The organism is Cellulomonas gilvus ATCC 13127 (genome assembly GCF_000218545.1).
GTDB lineage: Bacteria > Actinomycetota > Actinomycetes > Actinomycetales > Cellulomonadaceae > Cellulomonas > Cellulomonas gilvus.
Genome location: NC_015671.1, coordinates 1,162,194 through 1,183,134, shown reverse-complemented (window position 1 = coordinate 1,183,134; position 20,941 = coordinate 1,162,194). Strand labels below are relative to the sequence as shown.

Below are 20,941 nucleotides of genomic sequence, written 5' to 3'. Positions count from 1 at the left end.
GCTCCTCCTCGCAGGGCGTCGGGCGGCGCCAGCATAGGTGCTCCGCTGCGGGCGTCGTCAGGCCGGCCCACGGCGCCGCGGGCTCAGGTCGCGCCACGCGGCGGCCAGGACGACGACCTCGTGCAGCCGCACACGTGCCGCGCGCAGCACCCGGCGCACACCACGCGGACGGGTCGCCGCCACGCGGGGGACGGGGCCTGCCGGCACGTCGTGGCCGTCGGACGTCCGCACGCGCGCGTCGGGGTACACCGCGCGCAGCACCTCCGCGACACCCCGGGCGGCCGCGTCCTGCGGGGGCAGCACGAACGCCGTGACGTCGCCGAGCGCCGCCCGCACGCGCGGCTCGTCGTGCGGCAGGTCAGCGGCACCCCACGCGAGCGGGTGCTGCCCGGACAGCAGGTCGGCGAGGTCCAGGACCCGCGCGTCGGCCGCCTCGGCGAGCGCGCGCAGCTCGCGGTCCGCACCCAGCCGGGGCGACAGCTCGAGCGGCTCGTCGCACGTCACGCACAGCAGCACGTCGACGCGGTGCGCGGCGAGCGTCGCGCGGGCCTCGTGCGCGGACAGCGCCAGGGCGACCGTCGTCACGACGCACGCTCCCCCGCGGTGCGCCGCCGCCCGACGCGGCGCAGCCCGGCCAGCAGCCGACGCGCGCGCGCCGGTGCGTGCTCGAGCGCGGCTGCGAACGTGTCGTCGTCACCGCGCGCCAGCAGGAGCGCGGCGCGCGCGTGCATCGCGCGGCGCAGCGCGGGCGGCAGGCGTTCCTCGCGGCCCGTGTGGTAGGCCACGATGCGGCACGCGCCGTACATCGCGCGCACCCGGTGCGCGGCGTCCCCCGACGCGTCGGCGAGGTCGAGCACCTGCTCGTACGCCGGGAGGAAGTCGAGCGTGGCGGCACCCGCGTTCTCGGTGAGCGAGCCGGACGCCGGGTTGCGGCGGTAGAAGTAGCCGGGGCTCGGCACGACCGCGCACGTGGTCCCGGCCAGGTGCAGGCGCCAGAACCACGGCCGGTCGGACGCGGTGCGCAGCCGCTCGTCGAACGTCAGAAGACCGCGCGCGGCCAGCCGGGCGTCGAACACGCCGGCCCACAGGAACGGGTAGTCGACGAGCGTCTGCCCATCCGGACCGCCGATGCCCTCGCGCGCCGCGAACACGGCCCCGCGGCGCTGCGCGGGGGCGGTCTCGGGGATGCGGCGGTGCCCGACGACGCGCACGTGGTCGGTGCGCACCATGTCCGCGCCGAGCTCGTCGGCGCGCTCGAGCATCGCCGCGAGGTGCCCGGGGGCGCTCCAGTCGTCGACGTCCGCGAACGTCACCCAGCGCGCGTCGAGCCGCTCGAGCGCGACGTTGCGCGCCCCGGCGGCGCCACGCGGCCGGTCGGTGCGCAGCACCTCCAGGTGGGGACGCGTGCGCGCCGCGTCGGCGAGCACGCGCGGCGTCTCGTCGCCGGACGCGTCGTCGACGACGAGGTAGCGGCACCCCTCGGGCGAGTTCGCGTCGAGGCTCGCCAGGAAGGTGGGCAGGAACCGGGCCGCGTCGCGCACGGGGACGACGACGTCGATGCGGTGCACGCGGCCTGGCCTCCGTCCGCTGCGTCGGCGCCGACGCAGCGTCGGGGGTGCAGCGGGAACACCATAGGATGTCCGACGCGGCAACGGCCGCCACACCCCCGCACGGTCCAGGGTCCTGTCCCGGCACCGAGCGCGCGCACGCCGCGACCGCCGAACCGATCGCCGAACCGACAGCCGAACCGCCCGGAGGACGCCCTGGAAGCCGCCGACCCGGCCGCCTGCCGCACGGTCGCCGTGATCCCCGCACGCGGGGGGTCCAAGGGTGTCCCGCTGAAGAACCTGCAGGCGGTGGCCGGCCGCTCGCTCGTCGCACGTGCGGTGGACGCGGCGCGGTCGGCGGGCGCGGTCGACCTCGTCGTGGTGAGCACCGACCATCCGGGGATCGCGGCCGAGGCCCGGCGTGCGGGTGCCGACGTGGTCGACCGTCCCGCGGACCTCTCGGGCGACGAGGCGAGCTCCGAGTCGGCCGTGCTCCACGCGCTCGACGTGCTCGCCGCGCGCGGTGCCGCACCGGAGGTCACCGTCCTGGTGCAGGCCACGTCGCCGTTCATCGACGGTGCGGCGCTGGACCGCGCGGTGCGGCGCGTGCTGTCCGACGAGGCCGACAGCGTCCTGTCCGCGGCCCCGACGCACGTCTTCACGTGGCGCCTCGACGACGGCCGCGCGGTCGCGGTCGGGCACGACGCCGCGCACCGGCCGCGCCGCCAGGACCGCGAGCCGCTGTACGCCGAGACCGGCGCGTTCTACGTCATGCGCACGTCGGGGCTGCGCGCCGCCGGGCACCGGTTCTTCGGGCGCACCGCGATCGAGGTGGTCGACGAGCGGACCGCGCTCGAGGTCGACACGGTCGACGACCTGACGCTCGCACGCGCGCTGGGCGGCGACGAGCACGCGGCTGCTCCCGGCACGCACGTCGGCCTCGACGTGGACGCGCTGGTCACGGACTTCGACGGCGTCCACACCGACGACCGGGCGCACGTGGACCAGGACGGTCACGAGTCCGTGGTGGTCCACCGGGGCGACGGGCTGGGGGTCGCACGTCTGCGCCGCGCGGGCGTGCCGGTCCTGATCCTGTCCACCGAGACCAACGGCGTCGTCTCGCGGCGTGCCGAGAAGCTGGGCGTCGAGTGCATCCAGGCGTCGGCGGACAAGGCCGCCGCGCTGCGGGCCTGGGCGGCCGAGCGGGGCGTCGCGCTCGAGCGGGTCGCCTACGTCGGCAACGACGTCAACGACCTGCCCGCGCTCGCGCTCGTCGGCTGGCCCGTGGCGGTCGCCGACGCCCGGCCCGAGGTCCGGGCCGCGGCGCGGCTCGTGCTCGACCACGACGGAGGAGCCGGGGCGGTGCGCGAGGTCTGCGACCTGATCCTGGCCGCGCGCGCTGCGCAGGACGTGCCACGATGACGAGACGGCACGGCCTGCGTGCCAGGAGAGGAACCTCATGACCACCGCAGAACCCGTCGCGATCGGCGAGCACCTGGTCGGAGCCGACCAGCCCGTCTACGTGATCGGCGAGATCGGTCTCAACCACAACGGCGACGTCGAGATCGCGAAGCAGCTGGTCGACGTGGCGGCCGAGGCCGGCGCGCAGGCGGTCAAGTTCCAGAAGCGCACGCCCGAGATCTCGACGCCCGCCGCGCAGCGCGACCAGATCCGGCAGACGCCGTGGGGCGAGATGACGTACCTCGAGTACCGCTACCGCGTGGAGTTCGGGCGCGAGCAGTACCAGGAGGTCGCCCGGCACGCCGCGGCGCGCGGGCTGCAGTGGTTCGCCTCGCCGTGGGACGTCCCCTCGGTCGAGTTCCTCGAGGAGCTCGACGTAGTCACGCACAAGGTCGCCTCGGCGTCCGTCACCGACCACGAGCTGCTGCGCGCGCTCGCCGCGACGGGCAAGCCGATCATCCTGTCGACCGGCATGTCCACGCTCGAGCAGATCGACGCCGCCGTGGAGATCGTCGGCACCGAGCGCCTGGTGCTGATGCACGCGACCTCGACGTACCCCCTCCCGCCCGAGGAGGCGAACCTGCGCATGATCCACACGCTGCAGGACCGCTACCGCGTGCCGGTCGGCTACTCCGGCCACGAGCGCGGCCTGCAGATCTCGATCGCCGCGGTGGCCCTGGGTGCCGTCGCCGTCGAGCGCCACATCACGCTCGACCGCACCATGTGGGGCTCCGACCAGGCCTCGTCGCTCGAGCCGAGCGGCCTGCAGCACCTGGTGCGCGACATCCGGATCATCGAGCAGGCCATGGGCGACGGCGTGAAGCGCGTCTTCCCCGGCGAGCTCGCCCCGCTGTCCCGGCTGCGCCGCATCGGCGCCTGACCGCGCGCAGCCGAAGGCCGACGATGCCCGTCCCCGACACCGCAGCGACCACCCGCGCCTGGGTGGAGTCGCCGCTGCAGATGGTCTCGGCCCTCGAGGCCAGCGCGGCGGGCGAGCTGGGCGACACGGTCGAGGTGATCTACCGCGCGGGCATCCCCTCGCTCGCGGAGCTGGCCGCGCGCCTGGGCACCGTCGCGCTGCCGGCGGGGACGTCGGTGACCGCGTGGGACACGCGCAACCTGTGGCTGCGCGGCTACCCCGAGGCGTTCGGGGACGCGTTCTCGGGCGCGCTGCAGGCGCGCGGCACGGTCGCGCGGCGGCGGCCGCTCGTCGTGCTCGACGACGGCCTGGCGACGCTCCACCTGCTGGACCTGCTCACGGCGCCTGCGGGTGGTCCGCTCGTGCGTGCGCGCGCGCGCCCCGGGAGCCTGCGTCGCGCGCTCGCCGGCGCCGCCCGGACCCGGCTGCTGCACCTGGCGCGCGAGGGGCACCTGACGGTGTTCACCGCGCTGCCCGTGCGTGACCAGGTCGCCGACGCGTTCACCGAGCTGGGTGGGCGCCTGGTGCGGCACTCGTTCGCCTGGAGCGCGTCGCTGCGCGAGCCCGAGCTGCACGGCGCGGACATCGTGGTGGTCGGCTCCGCGATGGCGACCGACGGCCTGATCCGCACCGACGCGTACGCGCGCTGGGTGCACGCGATCGCCGACGAGGGCGACGGCGAGGTGGTCTACATCCCCCACCGTCGCGAGAGCCCCGCGATCACCGCCACCGTGGCCGACCGGCCGTCGATCCGCGTCGAGCGCGGCCCCTGGCCCGTCGAGGTCAGCCTGCGCTGCCTGCCCGCGGGCACCGTGGTGCACTGCCTGCCGTCCACCCCGCTGCTCACGCTGCGCACCGCGCTGGCCGACCTCGGCATCCGGCTCGCGGGCTCCGCCGTCCCCGACGACTGGTGGACCCCGAACGCGTCCGCCAGGTTCCGCTCGGGCGTCGTCGCCCTGGGCGGCACGGCGACGTGACCCCGTCGGTCCTCGCGGTCGCCGACTCCGACTCGTACGTGAAGTGGGCCGCGGCCACCCTCGAGACGCTGTCCGGGTACGACGCCACGCTCGTCGTGCTCGCCAGCCCGGTCCACCCGACGCCCGCGCAGCTCGACGCCGCGCTCGTCGGCACGCGCCTCGCGGGCGGCACCCCCGCCACGGTGCGTCTGCGCCAGCTGCGCCGCGTGCTGCGTGGCACCCCTCCCGACGTGCTGCTCGTGGCGACCACCGGACCCGCGGCCGAGCACGTCCTGCGCGCCGCGGCGGGTTCCGCCGCACGCCCGATCACCGTGACCGGCCTGCCGGGGATGTCGGTGCCCGCGACCGAGCTCGCGCTGCGCTACCGCTCGAGCGTGGACCTGTTCGTCGTGCACTCCCACCGGGAGGCCGACGAGTTCCGCACGCTCGGCCGATCGCTCGGGATCGAGCCCACGGTCGTCGTCAACCGCCTGCCCTTCCTCGTCCGCGAGGGCGGCGAACGACGACGCGCCGACACGGCCCCCCTGCGACGCGTCGTGTTCGCGCCGCAGGCCAAGTTCCCCGAGACGCGTGCCGACCGCGTGCGGATCCTGCACACGCTGGGTCGACTCGCCGACAGCCACCCGGACCTCGACGTCGTCGTCAAGCTCCGGGGGCTCGCCGGAGACGCGCAGACGCACCACGAGGACCTGCCGTTCGACCGGCTCGCCCTCGAGCACCGCGGCGCACCGGGCGTCGCAGCGCTGCGCATCGCCACGGGCCCGCTGAGCGCCTACCTCGAGCAGGGCACGGCCCTGGTCACGGTGAGCTCGACCGCGGTGCTCGAGGCGCTCGCGCTCGGGCTGCGCGCCCTCGTCCTCGGCGACTTCGGCCTCGGCGACCACAACCTCACCGGCGTCTACGCGGGCAGCGGGCTCGTCGGCTCGCTCGACGACCTCGCGGCGGCCCGCATGCGCGCGGCGGACCCCGCGTGGCTGCGCGCCAACTACCTGCACGACGAGCCGGACCAGCTCCCGGCAGCCCTGGACTCCCTCGCCGGATCGGTGCTGCCGGCCCTGCGGGCGCCGGCGCCCGTGGGCACGTGGCGTGGCCGGGTGCGGCGCCGGATGCGCCTGTCGGCACCGGGAGCGCTGAGCGCGGTGCAGTCGACGCTCCGCGCGGGCCGGCGCGTGCTGCCGCGCTGACCACGCACCGGCGGACGACCCACCACACCTAAGGTGTCCGACGGCACCAGACCGCAGGCGAGCCCGAGGAGCACGATGACCGCCTCCACCATGACGGAGCCGCGCACGCGCGGACGCGCTCCCGGGGCGTCCGGCGCGTTCCGGCGGGACATCCAGGGGCTGCGGGCCGTCGCCGTCGTGCTGGTGCTGCTGTACCACGCGGGTGTGCCGCTGGTCGGCGGCGGGTTCGTCGGGGTCGACGTGTTCTTCGTGATCTCCGGCTTCCTCATCACGGGCCTGATCCTGCGCGAGGTCGAGTCGACGGGCGGGATCTCGCTGTCCCGGTTCTACAGCCGCCGGGCTCGCCGCCTCCTGCCCGCCACCGCACTCGTGTTCGTGGGCGTCACGCTGATCACCCTGCTGCTGCTCCCGGTCACGCAGTGGCGGGTGATCGCCGGCGACCTGGCGGCGTCGGCGTTCTACGTCGTCAACTGGCGCCTCGCCGACCGCTCGGTCGACTACCTCGCCGACGACACCGCGGCCTCGCCGCTGCAGCACTTCTGGTCGTTGGCGGTCGAGGAGCAGTTCTACGTCGTGTGGCCGCTCCTCGTGCTCGCGCTGCTCTGGTGGTCGCGCCGCGCGGGTGGTGCCGTCTCCCGGCGGCGGCTGGCCGGCGGGCTCCTGCTCATCGCCCTGCCGTCACTGGCCTGGTCGGTGCACCTGACCACGGCCGACCCCGGACGTGCGTACTTCGTCTCGACGACGAGGGCGTGGGAGCTCGCGCTGGGTGCGCTGCTGGCGGTCGGCGCCCGCCGGCTGGCACGCCTCCCCGTCGTCGTGCGGGCGAGCGCCGGTTGGCTCGGGCTCCTCGCGATCGCGGTCGCGGCGCTGACGTTCGACCGGACCGTCCCGTTCCCGGGGTTCGCTGCGCTGCTGCCGACGCTCGGGGCGGCCGCGGTGATCGCTGCCGGTACGGGCGACGGCCGCGGGTCGACCCGCGTGCTGACGTCCGCACCCATGCAGGACGTCGGGGCGATGTCCTACTCGCTCTACCTGTGGCACTGGCCGGTGCTCATCGCCGCGGGTGCGGTGTGGGACACCCGCGGCGGCGACCTGTGGCTTCCGACGGCGATCGCCGTGGTCGGGTGCTCCGTGGTCCCGGCGTGGCTCGCGTACCGCGTCGTCGAGCAGCCGCTGCACGCCGCGCCGGCGTTCGCCCGGCCGCGGCCCGCCGCCGTGCTCGCCGGCGTGTGCGTCCTCGTCGGGCTCGCATGCGCGGGTGCGGTCTGGACCGCGGTGCACCGGGCCGAGCAGCAGGAGCACCAGCGTCTGCTCGACGCCGCCGGCGACCACCCCGGCGCGCTGGTGCTGGGGTCCGACCGGCCGCCGGCGGACTGGACACCGGCAGTCCGCAACCCGTCGGGGTTCGTCCCCGGACCGCTCGCCATCGGTGAGGACGTCGCCGGCCTGGACGGCGAGTACTGCATCTCGACGACGACGGGCGATCCGGTGACGTGCGAGCACGGCCCCGCCGACGGCCCCGTCGTCGCCGTCGTCGGCGACTCGAAGATGCACCAGTGGCTGCCCGCCCTGTCCGAGATCGCGGATCGTCGGGGCTGGCACCTGGTGACGTACCTCAAGTCCGCGTGCCCGTTCGTCGACGCGACGACGGTCGACGAGGACGGGAAGCCGAACCGCCCGTGCGTCAAGGCGAACGCGAGCCGCATCGACGCCGTGCTCGACGACCCGTCGATCGACTACCTCCTCATGTCCCAGGTCAAGGACACCGCGTGCCCGTCTCCCGACGAGTGCGGGTCTCCCACGCGCGAGCTCATGACGGAGCGGCTGACCGGGATCATGCGACGCGCGCAGGCGAGCGGGATGTCACCCGTGGTGGTCGCGGACAACCCGAGCCCCCCGCAGGAGATGATCCCCTGCGTCGCGGAGCACCTCGACGACGTCGACGAGTGCCGGTTCACCTCGACACGCACGTCGCGCGCGCTCACGGATGCGGCGCACGCGACCGAGACGCCCGTCGTCGACCTCAACCCCTGGGTCTGTCCGGGCGGCACGTGCTGGCCCGTGGTCGGCGGCGTCGTCACGTACCGGCAGGGTTCGCACCTGACGGCGACGTTCGTCACGTCCCTCGCGCCCGTGCTCGAGGCGCAGCTCGTCGGGGCCGGCCTGCCGTAGTCCGGGTGCCGCGCCGGTGCCGGTACGCTCCGGCGCGTGCTCAGGTTCCGCTCGACCCCGCCCGTCGTCGACGACCAGGCATCGGCGTTCCGGCGCGGGTGGGTCGCCAGCACCCGCGCGATCGATCACGACGTCGCGGGCCGCTGGCCCGAGGCGGCGATCGGACGGCTGACGCTGCGCGTGCACCCCGCGCTGGGCTGGTTCTCGCACGGGGACGAGCGCCGCGCGGTCCTGTTCGTCGGGGACCCGATCGACCTCGCCGCGCGGTCGACGTCGCGGCGTCGCATCGCGGCCCGCGCGGCGCGCGAGCTCGCGCGCGGGGTCGAGCACGCCGTGAGGTACATCGCCTACCTGGGCGGTCGCTTCACGGCACTGCTGTGGGACGGTGCCACCGTCACCGTCGTGCCGGACTGCGTCGGCTCGCTGCCCACCTACTACCACGCGGCGGGTCCCGGCTCGTTGCTGCTGTCGTCGCACGCCCACCTCGCCGGCGAGGTCGCGCGCCTCGACGTCGACCCCGCACCGAAGCGGTTCATCGACCAGGCGCGTGCCATGTCCACCAAGGGCACGCTGTTCGCCCCCGGGATCGTGACCCCGTTCGTCGGCCTGCTGCCGCTGCTGCCGAACCATGCGCTGACGTACGACGGCGGCGAGGTCCGCCATGCGCGCTTCTACCCGTTCGACGACACGGTCCTCGAGCGCGACGTCGACGCGGCCTACGCACGGTTCGCCGACGCGTTCTCGACGCACGTCGCGCTCCTGTGCGGCCTGGGCCGGGTGGGGGTCTCGCTCACCTCGGGCCTGGACTCGCGCGCGACGTTCGCCGCCGCGCGTCCGCACCTCGGCAAGGACGCGCTCGCCTGGACGTACTTCAAGTTCCACGCGCCCACCGACGCGCAGCGGGACGACCTCGTCGGCGCCAACGCGCTGGCCGCGCGTGCGGGCGTCCAGCACCGCGTCATCAACATCCAGCGCCCGGGCGACCGTGCGCGCGACGCGTTCGACGACGCGTACGCCAGGACGTTGCGCCACACGCCCCAGTTCGCCGCTCTCGCGGCCGCCTACCACGACGACCTGCCGCACGGCATCGTCGAGCTGCAGTCGATGGTCGCCGAGGTCGGCACCGGCTTCTACAAGAAGCGCCGCGACGACGTGACGCCCAAGCGGCTGGCGTACCTGTACTCGAGCTCGGACTTCGGCCGGCTCCCGGAGGTCCGCGCCGAGGCCGCGCGCTTCCTCCGGCACGCCGACTACTCACCCGCTGCGCTCGGCTCCCTCGACTACCACGACCTCTACTACTGGGAGCTCCGCATCGGCCGGTGGGGCACGCTGCGGATGCAGGAGGTGGACCTGACGCACCACCTCATGCTGCCGTTCAACGCCCGGGCCGTCGTCGAGGCGCTGCAGGGCCCGGCGCTGGAGCACCGGGTCGAGAAGCAGGCGCTCCAGCGCTACATCGACGAGCACCCCGTCTGACCCCTAGCGTGCGGCCGCGTCCTACGCCGTCTTGAGGCCACGGACGCGGTTCGCCACCCAGGCCGCCCACCCGGGTCCGCCGTGGTGCGCCGCGGCGTGCTCCCGTGCGGTCGCGGACTGCCGCGCGTACTCGGCCGCGGTGCTGCGTGCCGCCGCGTCGACGCTCAGCCCGAGCCCCGCGGGCCACGACGCCCTGCGCCGCCCGACGACGGGGACGACGCCCGCGGCCAACGCCTCGGCCTCGACCACGTGCCCGAGCAGGTCGCGCTCGGCCGCGACGGTGATGTGGTCGAGCCCCGCGACGAAGTCGGCCACCGTGAGCTCGTCCGTCCAGGCGTGAGCGGCGGTCGCGAGCGCGGGGCACTCCCGACGGGCCGCTGCCACGACCTCGGGCGGGGCGAGCAGCCGCACGTCCCACCCCATGCACGTCAACCGTGCGAGCACGCCCAGGACCGCGGGGTCGACCCCGTTCAGCACGGCGCCGACGACCCGGCCCGCGCCGGGGACACGGCGCGGGCGCGACGCGGCCTCGACAGGATGCGGCACGAGCTCCTCGTCGATGCCGGCGCGCGGCACCTCCACCCGGAGCCAGTCGCGCGTGCCCGCGGTCCGCGCTGCCCACCGCGGCTCGACCCCGAAGATCCGACGCGCGTGCTCGTGGCACTCGGGTGCGCTTCTCGGCGCCGTGTCGGCACCCTGACGACCGTCGAACGCGTCGAGGAGCACCAGCTCACCCACGTGCCACTGCACCGGCGCGGGGGGCGGCGTCTGCAGCATCCCCGCGTCCGGCACGAGCACGAGCGCGACGTCCGCGGTGTCGTCGAACGCGAGCAGGTCCACGGCTCTGCTGTTCACCAGGTCCAGCAGGTCCTCGCTCCACGACGCGCGACCGCGTGCGAATCGTCGGGCGTCCTCGACATGCGCGAGCCCGACCCGCAGACCTGCGTGCACGAGGGCCTCGACCGGACCGACCAACGGGTGCCGGCCGCCCTTCGGGCACAGGAGGTCCGCCACCAGCACGACGTCGAGGCGGGGAGTCGTGCTGCTGATCGCGAACCGTTGCGGGACCGCCACGCGCTCGACGACGGTCGCAAAGGGCTCACCCGCCTCGACCGCGCGTTCGTGAGCACGGTCGGCGAGCGCCCACAGCGCGAGCCGGGAGGTGTGCGCCCATCCCGGCCCGAACTCGGCACGGGACAGCGACGAGGCAGTGAGCCGGTACACCGACAGCGGGAGCTCGACGAGGTGCGGCGAGCGGCCGGACGCCTGGGTGACCCGCTCGACGAGCTCACGATCGGCGCCCTTGCGCGCGTGCAGGTACCCGCCGACCTCGCGCAGGACGTCGCGCTCCGCCAGGAACGTCGGCTGGTGCACCGCCACGGGCCGTCCGCCCGGCTTCGTGAGGCGCAGGTCGGAGGTGGCCCGCAGCGCCAGCGCGATCGACGACCTCGCCTCACCCCGCAGGAGCGGCTCCATCTGGCGCTCGATCCGCTGGGGATGCGCCCAGTCGTCGTCGTCCTGCCCGGTGACGTACACGCCCTGCGCCACCGCGAGCGCCGCGTTCCGGGCGAGGTAGGTGCCACCGTTCTCCGGCAGTCGCAGCACCCGGACGCGCGGGTCCATCGCCTCGACCCGGTCGAGGAGCGCGTCGTGGTCAGGCCCCGACGCGTCGTCCACCACGAGGAGCTCGAGATCCGCCCACGTCTGGGCGAGGATCGACCGGACGGAGCCCAGCAGCTCCGGGCCGGGCCGGTACGTCGTGGTCACCACCGTGACGAGCGGCCCCCGGACGGTGCCGGCACGCAGAGGTGAGGTCAGCCGGTCGAGCGGGGAGTCTGCCTCGCCGTCGGCAACCTGCACGGGCGCCAGACCGTGATCCGTGAAGTACGTGGCGAGACCCGCGCGCCAGGACGAGCCGTCCGCGAGCGACGACGGTCCGAACGGGTTCAGCACATCGAGGCGCAGCAGGTCGGCGTGCGGGGTTCCGGGCCGGTCCTCGAGGAACCGCAGGAGCTCGGCCCCCCGGCCCAGCGCGGCCTGCAGCGTCGCGGTGAGCCACCACACGTCGGGGTCGTCGGACGTGACGGTGTCGAGCAGGCGCAGGGCACGGCCGTGCTCGGCGTCGGAGTCGCGCTGCAGGGCCGCCACCTTCGCCAGCGCGACCGACCACTCGGGGTCGAGCTCCAGCGGCACGCCGGCGTCGAGCGCCCGCGCGATCTCGGGATACGTCGCGGTCCGCCGCGAGGCGAGGAACGCCGCGAGGTCGAGCATGCCCGCGGCCCGCGTACGCAGCGCGGTCGAGACGAGCACCGAAGGTCCGCGCCGGCCGAACGACGTCAGGCGATCCGCGAGGCGCGCCAGCACCTCGACGTCCTGGACCCCCGGCTGCGATGCGCTCACCGCTCCGCCCCGATCAGCTCGTGCAGCGTGGCGACCGCCGTCGTGACGGCGTGCGCCTCGAGGCCGATGGCCGCCTGCGACCTCAGCCGCGCGAGCGCTCGCGCGTCCGACCACGCCCGCTGCACCTCCCGCCACGGCACCACGCCGGGCATGCCGTCGGACGTCTCGGCGGTCACGACCACGCCTGCAGCCGCGCACTCCAGCGCGATGCGCTCGACCTGCTCGAGCCCCGGGTCGAGCACCAGCACGTCGATCAGCGCGAGGAGCTCGCGGTACGGGATGTCGCTGCCACGGAGCAGCGCGAGGTCGCGCCTGCGTGAACCCTCGACGCGCCCTTCGACCAGGCGGTCCGCGACGTGGACGACCGCGGTCCCGGCCTCCGGCCCTCGATCGAGCCCGCCCGGCACGGTCCAGCGCCCCTCACGACGGCCGACGAGCGCGCCCACCGCCGCCGGGCGCCGATGCCGCACCGCTGGTGCCCGGCGCCACGCGCCGGGGTCCACGGTCGCCGCGAGCTCCCGGTGGTGGAGCGCCGCACCGTCGGCCAGGAGCCGGGACCGGACCGCTGCGCTGGTCGGGAGCCACGTCACGGGCACACCCCAGAGCTGCTGCGCCGCGCGCTCGCACGTCGGCGCGTCCCACCCCTGCACGGCCGAGCCGACCACGGCGACGCGGTCGGCTCGCAGCCCGCTGCTCGCGGCGCGGTCCACGAGCACGAGCGAACGGGCGTCCACGACCAGCAGGAGGCGCGCGGCTCGCGCGTCGTCCAGGCTCACGAGGCCGACCACGCCGTCGGTCGCGAGCTCGACCGCTGCGCCGGCCGGGGCCCAGATCGGCTTCACCGGCGTCCACGGGTCGTCCATCTGGCACACGGCCACGCGCAGTCCGGCGCGAGCAGCCGACCCGGCGAGCTCGGACCACTGCCGGGCCGCGGGCGTGTCGAACCGCCAGTCGCCCACGAGCACGAGGTCGTACCGTGGCTCGACCGCGGGCGCCGCCGCGAGCCGGTCCGGGACGTGCGGCGACGAGCCGTCGGCGACCGCGCTGCGCGCACCCTCCCGGACACGGGCGTGCCAGCCCTCCCACGAGCCACGCATCGTGACGCGTGCGGGGTGGTGCCATCCCGCACGGAAGTCGGCGCGTGAGAGCGTCTCGGGCGTGATCCGCGTGATCCACAGCGGCAGCGGCACGTCGACGACGGTCCGTCCCGCCGCCCTCAGGCGGCCGACGAGCTCGCTGTCGGCCGACTTGCGCGCGTCGACGTAGCCGCCCAGCGCCCGCACGATGTCGCGGCGGAACATCAGCGAGCCCTCGCACCACCGCTCGGGCCAGACGCCACGACGGTGCAGGTGCAGCGCCGGGCTGACGGTCCAGGCGCGGCAGCGCGTCGCGACGACGTCGGGATCGTCGAGGAACGGGCGCAGCTGCAGCTCGAGCCGGAGCGGGTGCGACCAGTCGTCCGAGTCCATCCCCGCGACGATCGATCCCCGCGCGTGCTCGATGCCGACGTTCCGCGCGCGATACGTCCCACCGTTGGTCTCCAGCCGCACGACCTCGACCCGGTCGTCGAGCCCCTCGACCGCGCGCAGCACGTCGTCGAACTCCGGGCCCGACGCGTCGTCGACCACGATGAGCTCGAGGTTCCGCCAGGACTGCGCCAGGATCGAGCGGGCGGCCACCAGCAGGTCGGCACCCGGCCGGAAGGCCGTCATCACCACCGAGACGAACGGCCCTCCCGTCCGCACGGGCACACGCGGCGCGACCAGCCCGTCGAACCGCGTGGCCGCCGACTCGTCGACCGTCGGGGCGGGGAGCCCACGTTCCTCGAACCGCTGGCGCCACGCATCGGTCCACGCGGCAGGGTCGCCACCGTGCGCCGGGTTGTGGAGGTCGACCCGGAGGAACTTCCCCTGATCCACCCCGTCCAGCGCTGCGTCGACGAACGCGGCGGCCTCCTGGCGCTCGTCCGCGATGAGGAGCAGCTCGGCGTAGGCGATCCGGTGCCGGAGCTCGAGCCACGTCGGGCCGTGCGCCAGCGCCAACGCGCGGTACAGCGCGCACGCGTCCGCGGTGTCGGACTCCTCGAGGTCCTGCAGGCCGACGACGAGCGCGAGGCTCTCGAGCCAGCGGGGCTCGTGGACGTGCTCGAGCCCGCCGGCCGCCACGAGCGCGAGCGTCTCGGCGAAGCCGCGGCCGGCCGCTGCGTGGGCGAGCACCTCGCGGACGTCGGTCGACCTCGTGCGGAGCGCGGTGCGCTCGACGGCCTCGTGGTCGAACTCCGCGAACCGGTGGGACCACTGCTCGACGACCTGCCGGGCGACCGCTGTCGAACGGTCGGCAGTCCCCGTCATCCTGCACTCCGTCCATCCGGCCACTCGTGGCACGTCCCCCCGCTCCCACGCCCGTGACCAGCACTCGCGCAAGCGCCCCGAGTGTAGACTCACGCCGCCGCCGCGACGTAGCCGAGCCGATTCGAAGTTGGTGACCTGACTCCCCATGAAGAAGCTCGTCCTGCGTTCACTCGCGCCTGTGCTGGCCCTCGTCGCAACCGCCGCGGCCGTCCTCGCGGCAGTCGACGAGACCCGGTGGGCCCTCACGCTCGGGCTGCTCGTCCTCGGCAGCGCCGCAGGCCTGACCGCGGAGTCGTTCCGCCGCACCGCCGCGGTCCGCGCGGCGCTCACCCGGTCCGCACGTGACCAGCGTGCGGCAGCCCGGGAGCTGACCGCGCGGTTCGACGGCCTCGCCGGTCGCATCGACCGGCTCGAGAGCCGCACCGCTCGTCGTGTGGAGCGCGTCGGGGACAAGACCGTGGGCGCGGCCGGGCTGCGCAAGATCGTCGGCGAGGCCGGTGGCGGCGACAGGACGCTGACCCGCCTCGAGGCGGCGGAGCGGCGCCTGCTGCTCTCCACCGAGCGCGTCCGGCTCGAGGTCCAGGACGTCCACGAGCTCGCCGCGGCCACCTCCGGACTGCCCGCGGCGGTCGACAGGCTCACGGCCGACGTCGTGACGCTGACGAAGCGGGTGCCCGCCGACCGGTTCGCGACGCGAGACCTCATCGTCGAGGCGGTCCGCAACATCGACGCGACCCTCCAGCTCCACCCGCTCGTCTCCGCGCGGGCGCCGCTCCCGCCCACGGGCGGCTTCGCGATGAGCGCGCGCAACCTCCTGCACCTCGTGACGCTCGTGCGGGACGCCGGACCGACGACGGTCGTCGAGCTCGGCAGCGGGACGTCGACCGTCTGGCTCGGCTACCTCGCCGAGAGCGCGGGTGGCCGGGTCGTCGCGCTGGACCACCTCGAGGAGTACGCAGACGCGACGACGACCGCGGTCGCCGCGCACGGGCTCGACGGCACCGTCGAGGTCCGCCTCGCGCCGCTGACGTCCGTCGGCCTGCCGACCACCGACCAGCCGTGGTACGACCGCGGCGCGCTCGCCGACCTCCGCGAGATCGACGTCCTGCTGGTCGACGGACCGCCCGAGCGCACGGCACCGCTGGCGCGCTACCCCGCCCTGCCCGTGCTGGTCGACCAGCTCGCCGACCGGGCCTGGGTCCTCCTGGACGACGCTGCGCGGGACGACGAGAAGGCCGCGGTCACGCGGTGGCTCGACGAGATCGACGGCCTCGAGCAGGTCGCCGCGCCGACGGACTCGTTGGTCGTGCTGCGCTACACGCGCCCCGGCACCTAGGCCCGAGCGCTCGCTCCCGGCCCGACCGGCGCGAGCCCCTTCAGCCGCGGGACGCCCGCAGGCGCTCGCCCTTGGCGTCGGCCTGCGCGCGCAGGTCGTCCTGGAACGCGCTCATCGCCGCGGCGAGGCGCGCGGCCTCGTCGTCGCTGCCCGACGCCAGGATCCGGACCGCGAGCAGCCCCGCGTTGCGCGCACCGCCGACGGACACGGTCGCGACCGGCACGCCCGCGGGCATCTGCACGATCGACAGCAGCGAGTCCATGCCGTCCAGGTGGCGCAGCGGCACGGGCACCCCGATCACGGGCAGCGTCGTGACCGCGGCCAGCATCCCGGGCAGGTGCGCGGCCCCGCCCGCACCCGCGACGATCACGCGGAGCCCGCGGGCCGCGGCGTCGCGCCCGTAGGCGATCATCTTGTCCGGCTGCCGGTGCGCGGACACGACGTCCACCTCGACCGCGACGCCGAACTCGGCCAGCGCGTCGGCCGCGGCCTGCATGACGGGCCAGTCGGAGTCCGAGCCCATCACGATGCCGACGACCGCGGCGGCGGGTGCACCGGTCGTGGGTGCGGTGGTCGGTGCTGCCATGGTCAGTCTCCGTCCGTCGATGCTGCCGGGTCCTCGCCGCGCAGGACCGCCGCGGCGGCGAGCGCGCGGGCCCGCACGTCCGCCAGGTCGTCGCCGCTCACGTTGACGTGCCCGAGCTTGCGGCCCGGCCGCACGTCCTTGCCGTACAGGTGCACCTTGGCACCCGGGTCGAGCGCCGCGACGGCCGGGAGCGCGTCGGTGAGCTCGGCCCGCGTGCTGCCCAGGACGTTGGCCATCACGGTCCAGCGCGCGCGCGGGGTGACGTCCCCGAGCGGCAGGTCGAGCACCGCGCGCAGGTGCTGCTCGAACTGGCTGGTGACGGCGCCGTCGATGGTCCAGTGACCCGAGTTGTGCGGTCGCATCGCGAGCTCGTTCACCAGGACGCGCGGCGCGCCGTCCGGCCTGTCCGCCGCGACCTCGAACAGCTCGACCGCCAGCACTCCCACCACGCCGAGGCCCTCGGCGACGCGCACCGCGACGTCGACCGCCTGCGCACGCGTGGCCTCGGCGAGCCCGGGCGCGGGCGCGATCACCTCGGCGCACACGCCGTCCCGCTGCACCGACTCGACGACGGGCCAGGCGCGCACCTCCCCCGACGGGCGGCGCGCGACGAGCACGGCGAGCTCACGCGTGTAGGGCACCTTCTCCTCAACCAGGAGCGGCACACCGCCGGGTGCCGCGGCCGCGGCGAGCCAGTCGTCGGCCTCGTCGGCCGCGTGCACGACGCGGACGCCCTTGCCGTCGTAGCCGCCCCGGGCGGTCTTGACCACGGCCGACCCGCCGGTCTCGGTCAGGAACGCGGCCAGGTCCTCGCGTGAGCCGATCGGGGACCAGCGGGGACACGGCACGCCCAGCTCCGTCAGACGTGTCCGCATGACGATCTTGTCCTGCGCGTGCACGAGCGCGGCGGCGCCCGGGCGCACCGCGACGCCGTCGGCCGCCAGGCGCTCGAGCAGCGCGTTCGGCACGTGCTCGTGCTCGAACGTGAGGGCGTGCGCGCCACGCGCGAGGTCGGTCACCGCCGCCTCGTCCGCCGCGGCGCCCACGGGTGCGTCGACGACGACCTGCGCGGCGGACGCGGACGGGCTCTCGACGAGCACGCGCAGGTGCACGCCGAGCGCGCCGGCCGCGGGCGCCATCATGCGGGCCAGCTGCCCACCACCGACCACGGCCACCACGGGTGCACTCACGGGCGTTGACCTTAACCGAGTAGGTCCGCCGGGCGGGCGGGCGTCCGGCGTCACGCCCGGGCCCACGGGCTATCGTGTCGGGCGTGACCAACCCCGCGACGCTGCTCGGGCCCGCCCGTTGGGCGCGGGTCGTCGAGCTCGCGCGCTTCCTGTCCGTCGGCGGTGTGGCCTTCGTCGTGGACCTCGGGCTGTACAACCTGCTGCGGTTCGGGCCGGGCGAGCTGCTGGGCGCCAAGCCGATCACGGCCAAGGTGGTCGCGGCCGTGGTCGCGACGCTCGTGTCCTGGGTGGGCAACCGCCTGTGGACGTTCTCGCACCAGCGCACGACCCACCGCGGACGCGAGCTGCTGCTGTTCGGCGTGATCAACGGCCTGTGCCTGGTCATCGCGGCCGCACCGCTCGCGTTCTCGCAGTACGTGCTGCACCTCGACGGCCCCGTGCCGGACAACGTCGCCAACGTGCTGGGCATCGCGCTCGGCACCGTGCTGCGGTACGTCGGCTACAAGCGGTTCGTGTTCACGGGCGGCGACGACGCGTCCGACGAGGCCGCGCTCGCGCTCGCCGCGCAGCCGGTCGTGCCGTTGGACGCCGTCGTCGCGGCCGAGCAGAGCGTCGCGGCGCACCACGCCGAGGACCCGCTCCCCCGCTGACCCGAGCGCGTCAGGGCACGTCGGCCTGGATCAACGTCCCACGTCCGCTCGCGATCAGCGCACCGTCAGCCGCGGGCACGAACGCCGACTGGCCGGGCTGCAGGTCGAGCGCACCGTCGCGCTCGCCCCGCACGCGCACCGACCCGTCGAGGCACAGGACCACGCGCGGGCCGCGGCCCGGCAGGCGCGCCTCGTCGTCGGAGTCCAGGTGCGTGACCGAGAGCTCGAAGTCGTCGACCGGCGCGTAGAAGATCTCGGTCGAGGTGAACACGCGCTCGGGCGCGATCCGGATGGGCGGCGCGGCCACCGAGTCGAGGTTCTCCAGCAGCTCGGGCAGGTCCACGTGCTTGACCGTCAGACCGGCGCGCAGCACGTTGTCGGAGTTCGCCATGAGCTCCACCGCGACGCCCTCGAGATAGGCGTGCACGGCGCCCGCGGGGACGAACAGCGCCTCCCCCGGCTGCAGCGTGACCGGGTTGAGCAGCACGGACGTGACCGCGCCCGGGTCGCCCGGGTAGGCGCGGTGCAGCCGGATCACGGTCCGGTCGGTGCGGGGCGAGGGCGATCCCGCGTCGAGCCGACGCTGGCACGCCTGCGCGAGCGCCGCGACGTCGTCCGCGTGCGGTCGGGTGCGGGGCGCCAGGAGCCACGCGAAAGCCGCACGCACGCCCTCGGGCGTCGGGTCGGCCACCAGGTGCTGGTGCAGCTGCTCGGCGAGCGTGGACTCCAGCCCGACCAGCAGCTCGGCCGCCCGGCGCGGCGCGCGGAACCCGACCATGGCCTCGAACCGCGACAGCGCGTAGACCAGCTCGGGCTTGTGGTTGTCGTCGCGGTAGCTGCGCTCGGGCGCGTCCAGCGGGACGCCGTCCCGGTCCTCGCGCGCGAAGCCGGCCCGCGCCCGCGCACGGCTCGGGTGCACCTGCAGCGACAGCGGGGCGGACGCCGCGATCAGCTTGAGGAGGTACGGCAGCTGCGTGCCGAACCGCGCGACGACGTCCTCGCCGAGCACCCCCGTGGGGTCGTCCGCGACGAGCGCGTCGAGCGTGCAGTGATCCGCGTCGGCCAGCCGCGCCGGGGCGCTCGGGTGCGCGCCGAACCACGCCTCGGAGACGGGCCTGCCGTCGGGCTCGACCCGCAGGAGCTCGGGGATCGCGGTCGTGGAACCCCACGCGTAGTGCTGGGTCGCGGGTGCGAGGCGGTACACGCCCGTCCTTCCGGGGCTCGGCGTGCGGGCCCGGTGGCGCGCGCACGGCGGTGTGGGGTGCGTCGGAGACTGCCTACCGTACCGGTCGGTGCGCGCCCGGCCGTGCCGGCCCGCGCGTGGGCCCGCGCGTCGGCAGCTCGTCGCGCGGGCCGGCGTCAGCGGCGTCGGCGGTCCGGCCGCGCCGAGACGACGGCCCCGAGCGGGAGCACCACGTCGGGCCGCAGCGAGGCGGGCACGCCGGACAGGAACACCGCGAACACCGCGGGTCGGCGCTGCGCGAGCTCGAGCCGGCCGCCGTCGGCCGAGGCCAGGTCGCGGGCCAGCGCGAGCCCCAGACCGGTGCCCTTGCCCGAGGTCACGTCACGCTCGAAGATCCGGCCCGCGAGCTCGTCGGGCACACCGTCACCCTCGTCGGCGACCTCGACGACCACCGAGCCCGGCGTGCCGCCCGCACGCGACCGGACCGTGGTGGTCCCGCCGCCGTGCCGCAGCGAGTTCTCGATCAGGGTCGCGAGCACCTGCGCGAGCGCACCGGGCGTCGCGAGCACCTGCGTGCTGCGGTCGACCTCGACCACCAGGCGGCGCCCCACGGCCTGGAACGTCGGGGCCCACTCCTCCTCCTGCTGGTGCACCACCTCGAGGAGCTGCACGGCCTCGGTCGTGCCGCCCTGCGCGCGGCGCGACGCGAGCAGCAGGTCGTCCACCACGCGCACGAGCCGCTCGACCTGCTCGAGGCTGATCCGCGCCTCCTCCCGGACGGGCTCGTCCGCCGAGGCGAGCATGATCTCCTCGAGCCGCATCGACAGCGCCGTCAACGGCGTCCGCAGCTGGTGCGACGCGTCGGACGCGAACTTGCGCTCGGCCGCGAGCCGGCCGGCCATGCGGTCCGCGCTGCGCGCGAGCTCCGCGGCCACCAGGTCGATCTCCTCGACGCCCGACGGCTCGAGCTGCGGACGCACCTGTCCCGACCCGAGCTGCTCGGCGGATGCGGCCAGGTACACGAGCGGCGCCGCGAGCCGGTTCGCCTGCCAGATGGCCATCGCGATGCCCGCCGCGAACGCGACGACGGCCGCGACGACGACGAGCGCGATGATCCGCGCGCTCAGCCAGAACACGTCCCACCAGGACACGTACAGCACCACCGTGGCGCCCGTGTCGGACAGCTCCTGCACGGACAGGCTGCGCCCCTGGACGCGGTCACCCGCCTGGTAGACCGTCCCGTCGGGCATCAGCACGACGACGGACGCGGCCAGCTCGTCGTCGTCCGCGTCCGCGTACGGCTCGAACATCCGGTCGTTGAGCTCGAGCCCCTGCTCGACACGGAAGTCCGCGGCGCGCGCCGCGGTGGCCGCGCGCGTCTCGAGGCGCTGCACCTCGTTCTCCCGGACCAGCTGCGCGCCCAGGAACGCGAGCGGGAAGCCGAGCAGGACGACCGCGACGGTGACCGCCGCGATCGTCGCCTGCAGGACGCGACGACGCACGTGCCGG

The 20,941-nt window shown here is 75.3% G+C and carries 16 protein-coding genes; 8 read left to right on the top strand and 8 right to left on the bottom strand.

The annotated features are described in order from the left end of the window. Positions 1-57: 57 nt before the first annotated feature. Positions 58-585, bottom strand: coding sequence for a hypothetical protein (locus CELGI_RS17305; protein WP_013883118.1), 528 nt, complete (start codon positions 583-585; stop codon positions 58-60). Beyond that, positions 582-1,568: a glycosyltransferase family 2 protein gene (locus tag CELGI_RS05480; protein WP_013883117.1), complete on the bottom strand. Its 987-nt coding sequence runs from the start codon at positions 1,566-1,568 to the stop codon at positions 582-584. The genes CELGI_RS17305 and CELGI_RS05480 overlap by 4 nt, the downstream gene beginning before the upstream one ends. Before the next feature lie 234 nt (positions 1,569-1,802). Between CELGI_RS05480 and CELGI_RS05475 the strand changes: the two genes are divergently transcribed. From CELGI_RS05475 to CELGI_RS05450, 6 genes are all read left to right on the top strand, one after another. Continuing rightward, positions 1,803-2,969, top strand: a complete 1,167-nt coding sequence (locus tag CELGI_RS05475) for an acylneuraminate cytidylyltransferase (RefSeq protein ID WP_013883116.1) — start codon at positions 1,803-1,805, stop codon at positions 2,967-2,969. Between the two features lie 37 nt (positions 2,970-3,006). Further along, a complete protein-coding gene (locus tag CELGI_RS05470) occupies positions 3,007-3,888 on the top strand; it encodes an N-acetylneuraminate synthase family protein (protein ID WP_013883115.1) in 882 nt (293 codons plus the stop codon). A 23-nt stretch (positions 3,889-3,911) separates the two neighbouring features. After that, positions 3,912-4,904 (top strand): hypothetical protein, encoded by a 993-nt coding sequence (locus tag CELGI_RS05465; RefSeq protein ID WP_013883114.1) that lies wholly within the window; start codon positions 3,912-3,914, stop codon positions 4,902-4,904. Next, positions 4,901-6,088, top strand: coding sequence for a DUF6716 putative glycosyltransferase (locus CELGI_RS05460; protein ID WP_013883113.1), 1,188 nt, complete (start codon positions 4,901-4,903; stop codon positions 6,086-6,088). The genes CELGI_RS05465 and CELGI_RS05460 overlap by 4 nt, the downstream gene beginning before the upstream one ends. 75 nt (positions 6,089-6,163) lie before the next feature. After that, the gene (locus CELGI_RS05455; RefSeq protein ID WP_013883112.1) at positions 6,164-8,260 is read left to right on the top strand and encodes an acyltransferase family protein; all 2,097 of its coding nucleotides are present in this window, start codon (positions 6,164-6,166) and stop codon (positions 8,258-8,260) included. Between the two features lie 36 nt (positions 8,261-8,296). Beyond that, on the top strand, positions 8,297-9,736 hold the full coding sequence (locus tag CELGI_RS05450; protein WP_013883111.1) for an asparagine synthetase B family protein: 1,440 nt from the start codon (positions 8,297-8,299) through the stop codon (positions 9,734-9,736). A gap of 21 nt (positions 9,737-9,757) precedes the next feature. On the opposite strand, the gene CELGI_RS16335 is transcribed toward CELGI_RS05450, so the two are convergent. Together CELGI_RS16335 and CELGI_RS16330 are read right to left on the bottom strand one after the other, a co-directional pair. After that, entirely contained in the window at positions 9,758-12,136 is a 2,379-nt protein-coding gene (locus tag CELGI_RS16335; protein ID WP_013883110.1) for a glycosyltransferase family 2 protein, read from the bottom strand. Further along, complete coding sequence (locus tag CELGI_RS16330; RefSeq protein ID WP_013883109.1) at positions 12,133-14,487, bottom strand: glycosyltransferase family A protein; 2,355 nt, start codon at positions 14,485-14,487, stop codon at positions 12,133-12,135. Before CELGI_RS16330 ends, CELGI_RS16335 begins: the two co-directional genes overlap by 4 nt. A gap of 145 nt (positions 14,488-14,632) precedes the next feature. On the opposite strand from CELGI_RS16330, the gene CELGI_RS16325 reads away from it, so the two are divergent. After that, entirely contained in the window at positions 14,633-15,823 is a 1,191-nt protein-coding gene (locus CELGI_RS16325; RefSeq protein ID WP_013883108.1) for a class I SAM-dependent methyltransferase, read from the top strand. Positions 15,824-15,863: 40 nt separating this feature from the next. Here the strand turns inward: CELGI_RS16325 and purE are convergent, their stop codons facing one another. Both purE and CELGI_RS05425 read right to left on the bottom strand, forming a co-directional pair. Further along, the gene (gene purE, locus CELGI_RS05430; RefSeq protein WP_013883107.1) at positions 15,864-16,409 is read right to left on the bottom strand and encodes a 5-(carboxyamino)imidazole ribonucleotide mutase; all 546 of its coding nucleotides are present in this window, start codon (positions 16,407-16,409) and stop codon (positions 15,864-15,866) included. A 2-nt stretch (positions 16,410-16,411) separates the two neighbouring features. Further along, a complete protein-coding gene (locus CELGI_RS05425; RefSeq protein ID WP_013883106.1) occupies positions 16,412-17,599 on the bottom strand; it encodes a 5-(carboxyamino)imidazole ribonucleotide synthase in 1,188 nt (395 codons plus the stop codon). An 83-nt stretch (positions 17,600-17,682) separates the two neighbouring features. Between CELGI_RS05425 and CELGI_RS05420 the strand changes: the two genes are divergently transcribed. After that, the gene (locus tag CELGI_RS05420) at positions 17,683-18,249 is read left to right on the top strand and encodes a GtrA family protein (RefSeq protein WP_081465331.1); all 567 of its coding nucleotides are present in this window, start codon (positions 17,683-17,685) and stop codon (positions 18,247-18,249) included. A 10-nt stretch (positions 18,250-18,259) separates the two neighbouring features. Here CELGI_RS05420 and manA read toward each other — a convergent pair whose 3' ends face one another. Both manA and CELGI_RS05410 read right to left on the bottom strand, forming a co-directional pair. Next, complete coding sequence (gene manA / locus CELGI_RS05415; protein WP_013883104.1) at positions 18,260-19,453, bottom strand: mannose-6-phosphate isomerase, class I; 1,194 nt, start codon at positions 19,451-19,453, stop codon at positions 18,260-18,262. A 155-nt stretch (positions 19,454-19,608) separates the two neighbouring features. After that, a complete protein-coding gene (locus tag CELGI_RS05410; protein WP_013883103.1) occupies positions 19,609-20,934 on the bottom strand; it encodes a sensor histidine kinase in 1,326 nt (441 codons plus the stop codon). Positions 20,935-20,941: the final 7 nt, after the last annotated feature.

Excerpts from the sequence above, each read along its gene's own strand:
- CELGI_RS16330 (WP_013883109.1), bottom strand. The coding sequence starts at position 14,487 with ATGACGGGGACTGCCGACCGTTCGACAGCGGTCGCCCGGCAGGTCGTC.
- CELGI_RS05465 (WP_013883114.1), top strand. The coding sequence starts at position 3,912 with ATGCCCGTCCCCGACACCGCAGCGACCACCCGCGCCTGGGTGGAGTCG.
- CELGI_RS05470 (WP_013883115.1), top strand. The coding sequence starts at position 3,007 with ATGACCACCGCAGAACCCGTCGCGATCGGCGAGCACCTGGTCGGAGCC.
- purE (WP_013883107.1), bottom strand. The coding sequence starts at position 16,409 with ATGGCAGCACCGACCACCGCACCCACGACCGGTGCACCCGCCGCCGCG.
- CELGI_RS05455 (WP_013883112.1), top strand. The coding sequence starts at position 6,164 with ATGACCGCCTCCACCATGACGGAGCCGCGCACGCGCGGACGCGCTCCC.
- CELGI_RS16325 (WP_013883108.1), top strand. The coding sequence starts at position 14,633 with ATGAAGAAGCTCGTCCTGCGTTCACTCGCGCCTGTGCTGGCCCTCGTC.